The organism is Paenibacillus sp. UNC499MF (assembly GCF_900107975.1).
Classification (GTDB): domain Bacteria; phylum Bacillota; class Bacilli; order Paenibacillales; family NBRC-103111; genus Paenibacillus_F.
Map to the genome: position 1 here is coordinate 1 of NZ_FNVF01000021.1, position 15,006 is coordinate 15,006.

The following is a 15,006-nucleotide window of genomic DNA, read 5'->3' on the forward strand; positions in this document are numbered from 1 at the left end:
GTTGTCGGCACCGTGTTTCAGCGGCGACTTAAATAAGATACCACGGCATAATTACGAAGTCAACAATTTTCAAACATACAATTTTAACCAGGTGAAATATATGCCTCGGCAGCTTACACCAGAACGACTTTAAGAGCGGTCAGAAGCATTAATCCGGGTACGCCTAGAACAGACACGGTTCCAACTGTGTAGATGTTAATCGGCAATTCAAGCCCGGTATATCCGCTTAGCAGTTGTACACCGTAAAGCAGAAACGCGGCTACTACAACATGCACACCGATACTCGAAAAGATCCTGCGGGCGCCCGGTTGGCGAACCAGCATAAACAGCAGGACTCCGGCCGACAGAGCAAGCATTCCCCATACGGCCGTTTTCATCCCCGCACCTCCACAGTAATATGATAAGCGGACGTCACGTTTTGTCTTTTAGCCTGCCTGAGCAGCATTTCGTAGCGTTTTTCCGCCGCTTCTACCGCATAGATGGCATAATCGATCTCGTCTTTTTCCAGTGCGTGTTCAAAATGGTGCTGCGCCGTTTTCCACTGCGAATGAGCCAATCTGATCTCGGCCAGCAGCTCCTGCTTGTCCTGTTCCTCTGTCTTTTTCGTCCCACGTTGAAACAGAAAAGCACCCTTCCTCAGTTCCTTCATGCCTTTTCCCCCTGTACTCATATTCGCCATGAGCCTGTCATCTTTAATATTTATGGAGAAAAAGGATCGGTTTAGAACCTGTCCGACAACAAAAAAACCGCCCTCATAAGAAGGACGGCCAAGAGATATTTGTTTTACGGCAAATCAAGTATGCATTGCAGACAGTGGAGAAAGCCTATCTAGATCTCCCTGCGTCCTTCAAGTGCCTTGGTGAGCGTCACCTCGTCCGCATACTCTAAATCTCCGCCTACCGGCAGACCGTGCGCGATACGGGTAACCTTAAGGCCGAAGCCTTTAACGAGCCTGGAAAGATACATGGCCGTTGCTTCGCCTTCAATGTTTGGATTGGTTGCCAGAATCATCTCTTTGACCTGCTCGTCTCCGAGACGTTTCAGCAGTTCGGCAATGTGAATCTGATCCGGTCCAATGCCCTCCATGGGAGAAATGGCTCCGTGCAGCACGTGATAATACCCGTCGAATTCTCTCGTCCGCTCCATCGCAACCAGATCTTTCGGCTCTTGAACCACGCAAATAACGGACCCGTCGCGGCTTTTGTCCTGACAGATGCGGCACGGATCGATATCCGTAATATTGCAGCAGACGGAGCAGTAATGAAGATTGCGCTTGACGTTCACGAGCGCCTTGGCAAAATCAAGCACGTCTTCTTCCTTCATGCGGAGAACGTGAAAAGCCAGACGTCCGGCTGTTTTGGGGCCGACGCCGGGCAAGCGTGTAAATGCGTCGATTAATTTGGAAATCGGTTCTGGATAATGCAACGCGGGGTTTCTCCTTTTTGTGAATAAAGATGGAAAAAAGGCTTCTTACGAAGCCCTCTATCTTAAAACAGTCCGGGAATATTCATTCCGCCCGTAAATTTACCCATGTCTTTGCCGGCCACTTCTTCCGCTTTGTTAAGCGCATCGTTCACGGCTGTCAGAACAAGATCCTGCAGCATTTCGACATCGTCCGGATCGACAGCTTCCGGCTTAATCGCGATTGCCGTCACTTTCTTATGCCCGTTCGCAGTGACCGTAACGACGCCGCCACCGGCCGTTCCTTCAACTGTTTTGCTGCCGAGTTCCTCTTGAACTTTCAGCATCTGTTCCTGCATTTTCTTCACTTGTTTCATCATTTGGTTCATGTTATTCATATTCCCAACTCCTTCTTCTTAATGGGGCTGACCTTATTCATCTTTAATGCTCACCAGATCTTCGCCAAACAGCTTGATCGCTTCGTCCACCCACGGTTCCTTGTCCGGTTCCGAGTCTTCGGCTTGCAGCGTCATTTCTTCCCTGGCCGGCTCGGAAGCGCCTTCGCGGGCTTCCTTCCATTCTTTCTGCATGACGGTAGCCAGCTTAAGCGTTTCTCCGAGCGCTTCGGAAATCACCTGCTCAATCAACTGCTTGTTGACCGGCTTCTCCGTCGTGTCACGGTGCATGGCGCTTTTGAAAGCCACCAGCACCGTGTCTCCGTGAATAGCGACGGGCTCTCCGTCCACCAGCCAGGCATGAACGGTGATTTTCCGTTCCTTAACCATGGCCAAAATCTGCGTCCACTTGCCGAGCAAGGCACGCGTGTGATGGCTCTCGACCGCGCCCGTGAAATCGTCCAGCCGGACCGATGCCTTGCGCACCGCGGCATTAGACGAACGCGGCGCTACCGGAGACCGTGCCGGCTGCTGCGCCCCCGCAGCGGGGACTCCCCCTTGCATCAGCTTGGCAAGCTGCTCTTCCAGCTGCTGGATTCTGCGGGTGAGCTGGGACAGAGCTTCGGGTTCGGACTCTGCAGCCGAGCGGGAAACCGGGGCGGCTTCCGCCGGACGGCCCCCGCCTCCCGAAGTGATGGCTCCGCATGCTTTCATGACCGCGACCTCCAGGATCGTCTGCGGCTGCACGGAGTACTTCATCTCGCTCTGGTACTGATTCAGCACTTCGATGATCGCGATAAGCTGATCGGTCCCGAAACGGGACGCAACCTGCTCCAGTCTGGCGACATCGAAAACACGTTCAGTCAGCACGGACGAATCCGGAACGAGACGGATCATCAGAAGATCGCGGAAATAATGGATAAGGTTCTCCATGCATTTATCCGCACTCTTGCCTTCCTGCATAAACTGATCAATCAGTTCGAGTGCGGCGCCGATGTCCTGCTCCTTCATGCTTCCGACCAGTTTCTCAAACTGCTCCGATGCCAATCCGCCCGTCATGCCAACCACATCGCTCGCGGTAATGGTTCCGACGGCAAAAGAAGATGCCTGATCGAGCAGGCTTAAGGCATCCCGCATCCCGCCTTCCGACAGGCGCGCAATATAGTGAAGAGCCTCTTCTTCGATACCGATGTTCTCTTCACGGCACACGTAGGCAAGCCGCCCGACCTGTTCTTCCATCGATACGCGGCGGAAATCAAACCGCTGGCAGCGGGAGATGATGGTAGCGGGTAGCTTGTGAGGTTCCGTCGTAGCCAAAATAAAGATAACGTGAGCCGGCGGCTCCTCCAACGTCTTGAGAAGAGCGTTGAAAGCTTCCGTGGTCAGCATATGGACTTCGTCGATGATATATACTTTGTACCGAACTTCCGTCGGTGCATATTTCACTTTGTCCCGGATGTCGCGAATCTCTTCCACACCGCGATTGGATGCGGCGTCAATTTCAACGACGTCCATAACCGAGCCCTCGGAGATCCGGATGCAGGCTTCACATTCATTGCACGGTTCTTCGGCGGGCCCATGTACACAGTTAACGGCTTTGGCCAAAATCTTGGCCGCGCTCGTCTTCCCTGTACCGCGGGGACCGCTGAATAAATAAGCATGGGTAAATCTTTGTTCACGCAGAGAATTCTGCAGCGTCTGTACGATCGGCTTCTGGCCGACTAACTCCCGGAATGCTTGGGATCGCCAAGTCCGGTATAAAGCGATATGTGTCATAGGTTTACTCTCCAATAATTCGTTCTGAATTATTGAACTCATTATACTATAACCCGGGCGGGAATAAAACTCGGAAAGCGCGGGGAATCAGATACAGGGGATGCTGACCGTGAAGGTGGTTCCGTAGCCTTTGGACGAGACGCGTATGTGACCGCCCATATCATGGACAATCCGCTGGCAGACCGACAGTCCGAGTCCCGTTCCTTCCTCTTTGGTCGTAAAAAACGGATCGAATATTTTATCGATAACATAAACCGGAATACCCGGGCCCGTATCGTGCACTTCGATATTGACGAATCTGCCGTCGGGGTCCAGCTTTTCCGCTATCGTGAGAGTTCCTCCATCGGTCAGCGCCTCGATGCCGTTTTTGCATATATTCAGAAAAACCTGCTTCAAAAGCTCCTGATCGGCGATAACGGGCGGCAGTCCGCGGGACTCTTCGTAGTTCATGTGCACTTTATGCAGAATCGCCTCATTGTTGATGATCGGCAGTATTCCTTTGATGACCGTGGAAACGTCTATTTTCTGCAGCAGAACGTTCTTGGGCTTGCCGAGGAGCAGGAATTCGTTAACGAGTTCGTTTACCCGGTTGATCTCATCAAGCATCACATCGATATAGCCCTGCTCTTTGGCCATATCCTTGGATTCGAACGTCTTCTTAAGCACCTGCAGAAACCCCTTGATCGACGTTAACGGATTTCTGATTTCGTGCGCCGTACCCGCAGCAATCTGACCGATCATGGCCAGACGGTCGCTGCGCTGAACCTGGGCTTCGAGAGACCGGAGGTTGGTGACGTCTTTAAAAATAATGTAAGCGCCAACGATTTGATCCTCATTGTCCCTCAGCAAGTTGGAATCCAGCAGCAGTTCGTACCGTTCTTGATTGTTCATCCACGAAACCGCATGATTCCTCACGATTCTGCCGTCCAGCAGAGTTCTTTCGACGAGGCGGTGTTCCGGCGGGACCGCAGCGAAGATATCCTCTATTCTTTTGAACAGGATGGATTCTTTATGAAAGCCCAGCACCCGGCAGGCCATATCGCTGATATCCACGAGCCTGAATTCGGTATCTATGAGCAGAACGCCCAGATTGACATCTCTTAAGAAGGTGCCCGAGAAACGCTGGAGCAAATTTTGTTCCGATATCTCCTCCAGGTCGTCGAGCAGGAAGAGGTAATGAGGTTCGCTGTTCACTTCCGCAAACAGCATGCTGCATTTCTGCAGCTGAATAAACCCTTGGCTGTCTTTTACGATCGCAATGGGATACTTGCTGTCCGCCTTGTCGCGGTCCGTATCGAAATGCCGGCTATAGAAACGGTCGACCGGTTCAGGAAGTTGGATGACCTCCGAAAAAGGCGCCATTTTAATATCCTCCGCGGTATATCCGGTTCGAGTCAAAAATGGTTCGTTTACGTACACCATTTCATTGTGAGTGTTGGCTACAATCAAACAGCCCTTAAACATTTCTTCCAATCTTACTCCCAGCTCAGCTGCGGAAATGAACACCCCTATATGATGAAGGCTGGCATCCAACATTTGTCCTTCCCCCTCTTTATAACAGCTTTAAGCCGAAAGACTGCGAATGTTTACCTATTCTCTCATTTTTAGCATTTTCCTTCTATTGGAAAACAAAAATCGACGAACTGTCATTTTTATGTAGAAAAAGAGAACGCAAAAAAAGCCCTCCGCTGCCGGAAGGCTCGTTTTTTGTAATCTTATATAAGGCCGTGCACCTGTTATTGATAAAGCGATACGAACGTACCTTTATCGTTAGCTCAAGTTAGGCAACCCCTCGGCACATGGGCGGTCCTGCTTACGGCTGCTTCCTTCCGGACCTGACCGGGTTCACTGGTGCTCATTGCGAAGGACCCGACTCTCAACACCACGTGTAAAGGCCAGACCTCACATCGACAGTACCTCTAACAGGGATTCAACCCCGCTACAGCGGATTGCGGGCAACAGGGCACCGCTACCTCCCCGTCTAGCACGGCAAAAATAAGTATAGCCCATTGTGAAGCAAAGTGCAACTCCGGGGAGAAACTTACCAACGAACAGCGTCCAGGCTCTGGAATAAAAGCGCTCTTCTACCGTTTAACGGTAACGATAAACCGGTATCTCGGCAAATGCGTGTGCAGATCCTGCTCGGCCTGTGCCCGAATCGCCGCCGCCTTCTCGGGCGGTGTTCCCGGCTTAACGGAAAGCTTCACGTAACCGATCGGACCGTTAAACTGAAGATGAGTGTCCACGACGCCCTTCAGCGTTCCCAGTACCGACAGCGCGATATCCGAATCGGCCTGGTAAGTATGGTAACCCGGGTTTAACGCCAAATTCGGATTTGCGCTGGTTGTGCCCAAATAGCCGTCACTGGAGTAATTGTACGCTTTCGGACCGGCCGGCTGGCCCGGACTGCATCCGGTTATGGCTGCCGCCATCACAAGACCGGCCATTAAACCTCCAGCAGACCGCCTGACATTAACGTTTCCCAAAGCAAAAACCCCCCTTGGTATCCTGCTTCGTGCAAGGCACGCTATTAGGATGACCCGGGAGGGTTGTGTTATGCAATCCGAATTGAGGAAAAACCTCGAATTAGATACCGTATTTCTTCTTGAACTTGTCCACACGACCGCCGGCATCGATAAACTTCTGTTTGCCGGTGAAGAACGGATGGCAGTTGGAGCAAATCTCAACGCGGAGGTTCTCTCTAACAGAGCCGCTCTCGAAAGTGTTGCCGCATGCGCAAGTTACCGTTGTTTCGTGATAGTTGGGATGGATCCCTTGTTTCATTCCCATTCACCTCTTTCCGCCCTGGATCTATTCGTCGATCCAGAGTTATGATGACACATAAACTCATTATAGCATGAGTGTATCTTTTATTGCAATGGGGTTGTTCAAGCTCGCTGGGCACGGTCGAAGAAAGCCGGTATATGCGTGTAAGACCCGATTACTACATCCGGCAGCTCTTCACGGTAAATATCCAGCATCTGCTTCATACCAAGAATATCGCCTTGAGCTTTCGGAATGAGATTCAGATAACTCTCAGGGTCGATATTGAGGTTCCTCATCTGAATCAGACGCAGTCCGGTCCGGCGTACAAATTCGATCATCGCTTCCACTTCTTCTTCCCGGTCGGTTACGCCCGGGAAGATCAGATAGTTGATCGACGTGATAACGCCTTTGCTTGAGGCGTACTTCAGCGATTTCTCGACGTTGGCCAGCGTGTATCCCCGCGGCTTGTAATACGCGTTATAGTGATCGTCAAGAGCCGAAATGGTGCTGACCCGCATGAGATCAAGCCCCGCGTCTACAATTCCGCGGATGTGGTCGCTTAAGCCCGCGTTGGTATTGATGTTAATATAGCCCATATCGGTGCGGCTGCGTACTTCGCGCATCGCCTCGATAATGATTTTAGCCTGCGTGGACGGCTCCCCTTCGCAGCCTTGGCCGAAGGAGATAATGCTGTCGGGCGTCTTAAGATGCTCCAGCATAACTTCGGCGAGCTCTTTAGCCTGCGGCTTGAAGTTCATCCGTGTCTGCGGAGCGGGAAATCCGCTGTCGTCGGGCTGTTCGGAGATACAGCCGAAACACCCCGCGTTGCAGGAGAAAGAAACCGGCACCGCGCCTTCCCAGCGGTTCAGGAAGGTATTCGATGCGGTGAGGCATTCGTACTCCAGCGCGCATTTGGACAGATGCTCGTACAGCCTGTTCTCGGGGTACCGGGCACGCAGTTTTCCGACGCTGACCTCCAGCTCGTCCGGATCGCAGTTGCGCGGATTCCAAGGTTCGGGGTCGTCGCACTGCTCCGCGGCGACGTAGAAGGCTCCGTCCTTCCAGACAACGGCCGTATAACCGAATAGAGGGAACTTTTCCTCCTTATCGGTTTTTACATAGCCGGGCAGCATAAGCCGTGTAAAGCCCTGGGGCAGAAGCGCGCCTACGGCCGCATAATCCCCGGGGAGCACTTCCATCTCGCCCGTTTCCGTGTTGATCCCGACCGCTCTCGTATGAGGCAGACTTACCAAAGTCGCCCCCTCCGGCAGCGGGATGAGCTCTTCTTCCAATAATTCCACAATCTGATCGGCACTCCGACCGAGCGCTTCGTATTCGGGATGATCGAATACATTGCCGGACGGGTCCGCATAAACCACATTCATTGTCAGGTACTCCTTTGAATGGGGATTGAAGCGAATTTTTCAGCAACCTATATTCAGGAAGCGGAATTTTTCATTTTCCCTTTGCCCAGCGTAACGTTCCCGTTGTTGGTCTCCAGGGAATCCAGGAATTCCTGATTCGTCTTCGTCTCGCCCAGTTTCTTGATGAAAGCTTCCGTATATTCATAAGTATCGTTCATGCTTTTGCGCAGTCCCCATACTTTCTCCAGTTCTTCCTTGGTAAGCAGACTTTCTTCGCGGCGCGTACCCGAACGGCGGATATCGATAGCCGGGAATGTACGGCGTTCAGCCAGTTTACGGTCCAAATGAAGCTCCATGTTTCCCGTGCCTTTAAATTCTTCATAAATGACGTCATCCATACGCGATCCCGTTTCGACGAGCGCGGTGGCCAGAATGGTCAGGCTGCCGCCTTCTTCGATATTCCGGGCGGCACCGAAGAAACGCTTCGGCCGATGGAATGCGCCGGGATCGATACCCCCGGACAATGTGCGGCCGGACGGCGGAACGACAAGGTTGTAAGCACGAGCCAGACGGGTAATGCTGTCCAGCAAAATGACGACGTCCTTCTTATGTTCGACAAGACGCTGCGCGCGCTCCAGAACAAGCTCCGCTACCTTGATGTGATTTTCCGGCAGCTCATCGAACGTGGAAGCTACCACTTCCCCTTTGACGGAACGCTGCATATCGGTCACTTCTTCCGGACGCTCGTCGATCAGAAGAACAAACAGCTCGATCTCCGGATAATTCGTGGAAATGCTGTTCGCGATTTCTTTGAGAAGCAGGGTTTTCCCCGCTTTCGGAGGCGCTACGATCAAACCGCGCTGTCCGAGACCGACGGGTGCCATAAGATCCATGATTCTCGTCGAGAGCTTCTCGGGAGACGTTTCGAGAACAACTTTCGTCTGCGGATACAGCGGCGTGAGAGCCGGGAAATGCAGACGCTCGGACGCCGTGTCCGGGCTTTCGCCGTTGACGGCTTCCACATGCAGAAGTCCGAAATACCGCTCGTTCTCTTTCGGCGGACGGCATTTGCCGGAAACAAGATCTCCCGAGCGGAGATCGAATTTACGGATCTGGGAGGCAGAAATGTAGATATCCTCCGTACTCGGAAGGTAGTTAATGGGACGCAGGAAACCGAAGCCCTCCTGCAGAACCTCCAGAACTCCTTCCATAAACATGAGGCCGCTTTCCGCCGCCTGGGCCCTTAGAATGGAAAAGATGAGCTCTTTTTTCTTAAGCTGCCCATAGTAAGGAATCTGATATTTTTTGGCGAGCTTATAAAGCTCGGTAAGCTTGAGTGCCTCCAACTGCGCGAGGTGCATATCCATTCTATTCAACCACCAAACTAGTAAGTTATTAATTCCATAAATCTAGAAAGCTAGTACCCAGTGTTACCTTAAGGCCGCTTTCTTATTCCGGGCTATTCTTCGCTGTTCTCGCGCCATACTTCCGCGCCGAGTAAAGTCAGGTTAGCAACAAGGTTCTCATAACCGCGGTCAATGTATTCCACTCCGGTTACCTCTGTAACATCCGACGGCACGGTAAGACCCGCAATAACCAGGGCTGCGCCCGCCCGCAGGTCGCTTGCTTTTACTTTCGCCGCACTTAGCGTGCCGCCTTCGATGACGGCTGTCCGGCCCTCCACCTTGATCTTGGCCCCCATGCGGACCAGCTCGGGTACATGCTTGAAGCGGTTGCTGTAGACAAGGTCCGTCAGCATGCTCACACCTGTGGTCTGTGTAAGCAGACTGGTCATCGGCGATTGGAGATCCGTAGCAAAGCCGGGATACACCAGCGCTTTTACATCTATACTGTCGTAAAGAGCACGACCCACTACGCGGATCGACTCATCCATTTCATGAATTTCGACGCCCATCTCCTGCAGTTTAGCGGTCATCGCTTCCATATGCTTCGGAATAATGTTATCTACCGTTACGTCACCGCGCGTTGCCGCCGCGGCAATCATGTAAGTCCCCGCCTGTATGCGGTCAGGGATAATGGAGTGACGGCAGCCGTGCATTTCGTCTACGCCTTCGATGCGGATCGTTTCGGTCCCGGCACCTTTGATTTTCGCTCCCATGGAGTTAAGGAGTGTTGCCACATCTATAATTTCAGGCTCTTTGGCCGCATTTTCAATCAAAGTGAAGCCTTTGGCACGGGAGGCGGCCAGCATGATGTTGATGGTTGCGCCTACACTGACCATATCCAGATAAATCTTCGCCCCGCGAAGCTGTTTGGCCCGAATATGCAGCGAGCCGTTCTCGTTGGAAATCTCGGCGCCCAGCGCCTCGAACCCTTTAATATGCAAATCAATCGGGCGCGGCTCGAAATTGCAGCCGCCCGGCAAACCGATTATGGCTTCGCCGAATCTTCCCAGCATAGCTCCCATAAGATAGTAAGAGGCTCTAAGCTTCTTCACATTGCCGTTGGGCATCGGCTTGCTCTTCATGGCGCTCGGATCGATAATCATCTGTTCGTTGTTCCATTCGATGGAGGCTCCGAGCTCGCTAAGAATTTCTGTATAGATAGCCACATCGCTGAGGTGCGGCAAATTGTCCAAGGTAACCGTCGATTCGGCGAGTATCGCGGCGGGTATTAAAGCAACGGCACTGTTCTTGGCCCCGCTGATTGTTACTGTCCCTTTGAGCGGACGTCCGCCTGCGATCATTAATTTTTCCATAATGCGTTATCTTCCCCCTGCTTCCGGTAGATAGCTTAGCTGCTTACTACAATTTGTAAAAAATAAAAAATGACCTGCAACAACTAGAAGCAGCTCTTGTTTGGCTGCATACAAAAATAGAAGGCCGCCCGCAAAGTCGGGGCTGGCTCCTGGCTCATACGACAAACTTATCGTGGTCTCAAATCAACTGGAAATCAAAGTGTACATACTAAATAAAACGCAGTTTACGTGCGTTGTCAACTTTTAAGAGGAGTATGGGACGTCTGGGTGGATATGGAACCTAAAATAGAAGAGAGAAATGCATCCGTTAAGATGCATTTCCCGTCTCTTTCTCTATCTGAATCCGTATTAAGCTTGGTTCGCGCTGCCAAACAGTTGAATTTTGGATTTAACGACTTCAACCATCGCTTTGCGTGCTGGGGTGAGGTATTTGCGAGGATCGTATACTTTAGCGTCAGCGCCGAGAACTTCACGGATAGCGGCAGTAGCGGCCACTTGGTTCTCCGTGTTCACGTTGATCTTGCCTGCGCCAGCTTCGATCGCTTTCTTGATCATTTCGTCCGGTACGCCGGATCCGCCGTGAAGAACGACAGGAATCGGGATCGCCTGCGAAACTTTCTCGATGATGTCAAAGTGAATGTTCGGCTCGCCTGCATACATGCCGTGTGCAGTTCCGACCGCGATTGCCACACAATCGACTCCGGTTTCTTCGTAGTAACGAATAGCTTCTTCCGGCTTCGCCAGGTTAGCATCCGCTTCGTCTACGGAGATATCATCCTCAACGCCGCCGATCGTTCCAAGCTCGCCTTCAACGGAAACGCCCATTGCATGCGCGGCTTTTACGACTTCTTTGGTGAGGCGTACGTTCTCTTCATAAGAGTAGTGAGATCCGTCGAACATAACGGAGCTGAAGCCGGCACGGATACACTTCATTGCCACTTCAAAAGAGCTGCCGTGGTCGAGGTGAAGGGCGATCGGAAGACCGGACTGCTTGGCAGCCGCTTCCGCGATCGCTACCGTGTACTCGATTCCCATATACTTGAGCGCGCCTTCGCTGACACCGAAAATGAACGGAGAGTTCAGCTCCATAGCCGCTTCCGTGATCGCTTGGGCAAACTCCAGGTTGTTCATGTTGAACTGGCCTACCGCAAACTTGTTTGCCTTAGCCTTAGGTAAAAATTCATTCATTGAAACCAATGGCATGATTTCTTCCTCCTACTGTGTGTGTTGGCTTGATCGTTTTTAAGATGCGCTGCCGCTCTTTTTGTCATACGGTGTTATTATAGCACACTCCCTGACAAAACGTAACCGAGCCTGCCGGGTGACGTGAAAGTTTTCACAAAAAAAGGACCCTTTGCAATCAGGATCCCAGCGGTGTAGTTTCAATGAGCTGCGTATGAACAGCCAGTCGCAATTCGTCGATATCGAACGGTTTTGTAAAATGCATGATGGCCCCAAGCTCTGTGGCTTCTTTGATCATATCCAGCTCTCCGTAGGCGGTCATCATGATGACCTTGATGGAGGGATCGATACTTTTGACGTGCTTCAGAATATCTAAACCGTCCATGCCTGGTATTTTCATATCCAGAAGGACCAGATCGGGAGAATGTGTTTTAACAATCTCCAAGGCAGTCTTGCCGTTAGGCGCTTGATGGGTTTCGTAACCCTCGTTGCTGAACACTTCCATAAGAAGCATCCGGATTCCATTCTGATCGTCCACGATTAGGATTTTTTTACTCACGGGAAAGCCTCCTTCCACAAGCTTAAGGCTGAGTTCCGAATATGAACTTTGCAGCCGTACGAACTCGAACTCCCCCCTACTTCGCTATCGACTCGCCGATTTCCTCCCTCATTTCCGGGAGAATGTACAAATAAGTAAAAAAAAAGAAAAATCCCGGCTATTACGCCCGGGATTCTTGCTTATAGGTAAAGGCTGCTTTCACGAACTCACGGAAAAGCGGCTGCGGACGGTTTGGACGGGACGTGAATTCCGGATGGAATTGAACGGCCAGGAACCAAGGGTGGTCCGGAAGCTCGACGATTTCGACCAGACGGCCGTCCGGAGAAGTACCCGAAATGCGCAGTCCTGCGGATTCGATCAACTCGCGGTATTCATTGTTAAACTCATACCGGTGACGGTGACGCTCGTACACGAGCTCGTCATTGTAGCACTGCATGGCCAGGGAACCTTCGACCAGCTTGCAAGGGTAAAGCCCCAGACGCATCGTTCCGCCAAGGTTCTCGATATCCTTCTGCTCAGGCAGCAGGTCGATAACCGGATATGGCGTAACCGGGTTGATCTCGGAGCTGTTCGCTCCTTCGAGGCTGGCAAGCGCGCGTGCATACTCGATCACCGCTACCTGCATACCCAGACAGATTCCGAAGAACGGAATTTTCTTCTCGCGCGCATGGCGGATGGCAATAACCTTGCCCTCGATACCGCGATCTCCGAAGCCGCCCGGAACGAGAATGCCGTCCACACCGCCGAGAAGCTCGTCCACGTTGTGATCGTATACTTCTTCCGCGTTGACCCAGCGGATCTTCACTTCGGCTCCGTTGTCGATACCGGCATGGCCGAGCGATTCCACGATGCTGAGGTAAGCGTCATGCAGGGCGACATACTTGCCTACGATAGCGATCTCTGTCGTTTCTTTCAAGCCTTTGACGCGCTGGACGAGCTGCTCCCACTCGGTCATGTCCGGCTGCGCCGCGCCGCCGAGCTTCAAGTGATTGACGACGATATCGTCAAGCCCTTGCTCTCTGAGCATCATCGGCACTTCATACAAGGTTTCGGCGTCCAGGCATTCCACGACCGCTTCCGGGTCGGTGTCGCAGAACTGGGCGATCTTGCGCTTCATGTCTTCCGTAAGAGCATGCTCCGTACGGCAGACGATAACGTGGGGCTGAATACCGAGGCTGCGCAGTTCTTTCACGCTGTGCTGGGTCGGTTTCGTTTTGACTTCGCCCGCCGCTTTGATGTAAGGAATCAGGGTAACGTGAATGTACATGACATTCTCGCGGCCGATATCGCTCTTGATCTGACGGATGGCTTCGAGGAACGGGAGGCTCTCGATGTCGCCCACGGTTCCGCCGATTTCGGTGATTACCACATCCGAACCCGCTTCGCGGCCCGCACGGAACACGCGGTCCTTGATTTCATTTGTAATGTGAGGAATAACTTGTACCGTTCCGCCCAGGTACTCGCCTCTGCGCTCTTTGGTAATGACGGAAGAATATACCTTACCCGTCGTTACGTTGGAGTTCTTCGAGAGATTGATGTCAATAAACCGTTCATAGTGACCCAGATCGAGGTCAGTTTCGGCGCCGTCGTCCGTTACGAAAACTTCCCCGTGCTGGTAAGGGCTCATCGTCCCCGGATCGATGTTGATGTAAGGGTCAAACTTCTGGATGGTCACTTTCAGACCCCGGTTTTTGAGCAAGCGGCCCAGAGAAGCCGCCGTGATGCCTTTACCGAGCGAGGAAACGACACCCCCGGTTACAAAAATATACTTAGTCATCTGAGAACTCCTTTCGAGCATATCTAGATTCTTGGGTGCATAAAGGTTCGCCGTACAAAAGTGGGGGACCGAACGTCTGAGTGCATGCCGCATATGCGGCAGTCCAAGAAAACGGCCGGTCCCTTCTAGGCTTCCACCAAAACCTCCGGGGCATCAAATAATGTCCCTGAAAAAACAAAAAAAAGTGACACCCGTGGTATACGGGGCACTTTTTATATGGCGTAAATTTGGTCGTTCTTTTTAAAGCCCATGCAATAGTTTACTAAGAACGACATCCTCTGTCAAGAACCGCCACGATGAATTATTTATCCTTCTCGTCGTCGGCCTCGAAATCTTCATCGTCATCGGAATCGTCGTCGGATTCTTCATCCACTTCTTCGTCGATTTCGGCGTCTTCCAGTTCTTCGTCCAGCTCTTCTTCCTCGAAGAATTCGGTATCTTCCTCTTCTTCCTCTTCTTCCTCTTCTTCTTCGGCGTCATTCTTGTCGAAACCGTCCGCCGTGAAGGTGTCGTACTCTTCTTCTTTGTACTCTTCTTCCTCGGAGTACGGATCTTCGTCGAGATCGTCGTCCTCGTCGTTGATGATACGCGGACGCTTGGCGTTGCCTACGGCATCGTCCGATTTCTCGACCGGATACCAGCGCTTCAAGCCCCACAGGTTGGTTCCGACGCAGGCAAAACGGCCATCGATATTAATCTCTGTATATAGTTGGGCAATGACATTCATCGTTTCATCTTCAGCCAAGCCTTTGATTTTCGCGATTTCCTGCATCAGGTCGCGATAATAGAACGGCGTATTGGCCGCTTTAAGCACCTCAAACGCCAGATCCACCATCGGCATTTCCGCGGCTTTTTCCGGCTTGATTTTCAGTGTGTACGGGCTACTCATTTGTGGCACTTCCCTTCACCGTATTAACAATACTTTAACTACCTTATCCCATTTCATCCTTAAGTAAAACCTATTTTATGTAAAAATGCAACTCCCGCCCGCCTGTCCCCCGAAACAAGAGCAAAAGCGAAGGTTTCCCTCCGCTTCCCGACTGTATCCTGCGGTTACGAACGAATCG

At 51.9% G+C, this 15,006-nt stretch carries 15 protein-coding genes and 1 other RNA gene; all 16 read right to left on the reverse strand.

Going from position 1 to position 15,006, the window contains the following annotated elements:
• Positions 1-113: 113 nt before the first annotated feature.
• Positions 114-377, reverse strand: coding sequence for a pro-sigmaK processing inhibitor BofA family protein (locus tag C4S74_RS24530; RefSeq protein ID WP_103997945.1), 264 nt, complete (start codon positions 375-377; stop codon positions 114-116).
• Positions 374-649: a YaaL family protein gene (locus C4S74_RS24535; protein WP_103997946.1), complete on the reverse strand. Its 276-nt coding sequence runs from the start codon at positions 647-649 to the stop codon at positions 374-376. Before C4S74_RS24535 ends, C4S74_RS24530 begins: the two co-directional genes overlap by 4 nt.
• Positions 650-828: 179 nt before the next feature.
• A complete protein-coding gene (gene recR, locus C4S74_RS24540; RefSeq protein WP_009671618.1) occupies positions 829-1,425 on the reverse strand; it encodes a recombination mediator RecR in 597 nt (198 codons plus the stop codon).
• Positions 1,426-1,487: 62 nt separating this feature from the next.
• Entirely contained in the window at positions 1,488-1,799 is a 312-nt protein-coding gene (locus tag C4S74_RS24545) for a YbaB/EbfC family nucleoid-associated protein (RefSeq protein ID WP_103997947.1), read from the reverse strand.
• A 33-nt stretch (positions 1,800-1,832) separates the two neighbouring features.
• The gene (gene dnaX / locus C4S74_RS24550; protein WP_103997948.1) at positions 1,833-3,572 is read right to left on the reverse strand and encodes a DNA polymerase III subunit gamma/tau; all 1,740 of its coding nucleotides are present in this window, start codon (positions 3,570-3,572) and stop codon (positions 1,833-1,835) included.
• A gap of 87 nt (positions 3,573-3,659) precedes the next feature.
• Complete coding sequence (locus C4S74_RS24555) at positions 3,660-5,108, reverse strand: ATP-binding protein (RefSeq protein WP_103997949.1); 1,449 nt, start codon at positions 5,106-5,108, stop codon at positions 3,660-3,662.
• 189 nt (positions 5,109-5,297) lie between these two features.
• Positions 5,298-5,562: signal recognition particle sRNA large type (gene ffs / locus C4S74_RS24560), an RNA gene on the reverse strand.
• 94 nt (positions 5,563-5,656) lie between these two features.
• Positions 5,657-6,058 carry a hypothetical protein gene (locus tag C4S74_RS24565; RefSeq protein WP_103997950.1) on the reverse strand — a complete coding sequence of 134 codons (402 nt, stop codon included), beginning with the start codon at positions 6,056-6,058 and terminating at the stop codon, positions 5,657-5,659.
• 100 nt (positions 6,059-6,158) lie between these two features.
• Positions 6,159-6,356 carry a 50S ribosomal protein L31 gene (gene rpmE, locus C4S74_RS24570; RefSeq protein ID WP_016423669.1) on the reverse strand — a complete coding sequence of 66 codons (198 nt, stop codon included), beginning with the start codon at positions 6,354-6,356 and terminating at the stop codon, positions 6,159-6,161.
• 104 nt (positions 6,357-6,460) lie between these two features.
• On the reverse strand, positions 6,461-7,723 hold the full coding sequence (locus C4S74_RS24575; RefSeq protein WP_103997951.1) for a radical SAM protein: 1,263 nt from the start codon (positions 7,721-7,723) through the stop codon (positions 6,461-6,463).
• Between the two features lie 53 nt (positions 7,724-7,776).
• Entirely contained in the window at positions 7,777-9,069 is a 1,293-nt protein-coding gene (gene rho / locus C4S74_RS24580; RefSeq protein ID WP_009671576.1) for a transcription termination factor Rho, read from the reverse strand.
• A gap of 92 nt (positions 9,070-9,161) precedes the next feature.
• Positions 9,162-10,421 carry a UDP-N-acetylglucosamine 1-carboxyvinyltransferase gene (locus C4S74_RS24585; protein WP_103997952.1) on the reverse strand — a complete coding sequence of 420 codons (1,260 nt, stop codon included), beginning with the start codon at positions 10,419-10,421 and terminating at the stop codon, positions 9,162-9,164.
• A gap of 348 nt (positions 10,422-10,769) precedes the next feature.
• Positions 10,770-11,624 carry a class II fructose-1,6-bisphosphate aldolase gene (fba, locus tag C4S74_RS24590; RefSeq protein WP_103997953.1) on the reverse strand — a complete coding sequence of 285 codons (855 nt, stop codon included), beginning with the start codon at positions 11,622-11,624 and terminating at the stop codon, positions 10,770-10,772.
• 157 nt (positions 11,625-11,781) lie between these two features.
• Complete coding sequence (locus tag C4S74_RS24595) at positions 11,782-12,162, reverse strand: response regulator (RefSeq protein ID WP_103997954.1); 381 nt, start codon at positions 12,160-12,162, stop codon at positions 11,782-11,784.
• A 160-nt stretch (positions 12,163-12,322) separates the two neighbouring features.
• Positions 12,323-13,939 (reverse strand): CTP synthase, encoded by a 1,617-nt coding sequence (locus C4S74_RS24600; protein WP_103997955.1) that lies wholly within the window; start codon positions 13,937-13,939, stop codon positions 12,323-12,325.
• Between the two features lie 301 nt (positions 13,940-14,240).
• The gene (gene rpoE / locus C4S74_RS24605) at positions 14,241-14,828 is read right to left on the reverse strand and encodes a DNA-directed RNA polymerase subunit delta (RefSeq protein ID WP_103997956.1); all 588 of its coding nucleotides are present in this window, start codon (positions 14,826-14,828) and stop codon (positions 14,241-14,243) included.
• Between the last annotated feature and the right edge of the window lie 178 nt (positions 14,829-15,006).

Excerpts from the sequence above, each read along its gene's own strand:
- C4S74_RS24530 (WP_103997945.1), bottom strand. The coding sequence starts at position 377 with ATGAAAACGGCCGTATGGGGAATGCTTGCTCTGTCGGCCGGAGTCCTG.
- C4S74_RS24535 (WP_103997946.1), bottom strand. The coding sequence starts at position 649 with ATGAAGGAACTGAGGAAGGGTGCTTTTCTGTTTCAACGTGGGACGAAA.
- C4S74_RS24545 (WP_103997947.1), bottom strand. The coding sequence starts at position 1,799 with ATGAATAACATGAACCAAATGATGAAACAAGTGAAGAAAATGCAGGAA.
- dnaX (WP_103997948.1), bottom strand. The coding sequence starts at position 3,572 with ATGACACATATCGCTTTATACCGGACTTGGCGATCCCAAGCATTCCGG.
- C4S74_RS24555 (WP_103997949.1), bottom strand. The coding sequence starts at position 5,108 with ATGTTGGATGCCAGCCTTCATCATATAGGGGTGTTCATTTCCGCAGCT.
- rpmE (WP_016423669.1), bottom strand. The coding sequence starts at position 6,356 with ATGAAACAAGGGATCCATCCCAACTATCACGAAACAACGGTAACTTGC.
- C4S74_RS24575 (WP_103997951.1), bottom strand. The coding sequence starts at position 7,723 with ATGAATGTGGTTTATGCGGACCCGTCCGGCAATGTATTCGATCATCCC.
- rho (WP_009671576.1), bottom strand. The coding sequence starts at position 9,069 with ATGGATATGCACCTCGCGCAGTTGGAGGCACTCAAGCTTACCGAGCTT.
- C4S74_RS24585 (WP_103997952.1), bottom strand. The coding sequence starts at position 10,421 with ATGGAAAAATTAATGATCGCAGGCGGACGTCCGCTCAAAGGGACAGTA.
- fba (WP_103997953.1), bottom strand. The coding sequence starts at position 11,624 with ATGCCATTGGTTTCAATGAATGAATTTTTACCTAAGGCTAAGGCAAAC.
- C4S74_RS24600 (WP_103997955.1), bottom strand. The coding sequence starts at position 13,939 with ATGACTAAGTATATTTTTGTAACCGGGGGTGTCGTTTCCTCGCTCGGT.
- rpoE (WP_103997956.1), bottom strand. The coding sequence starts at position 14,828 with ATGAGTAGCCCGTACACACTGAAAATCAAGCCGGAAAAAGCCGCGGAA.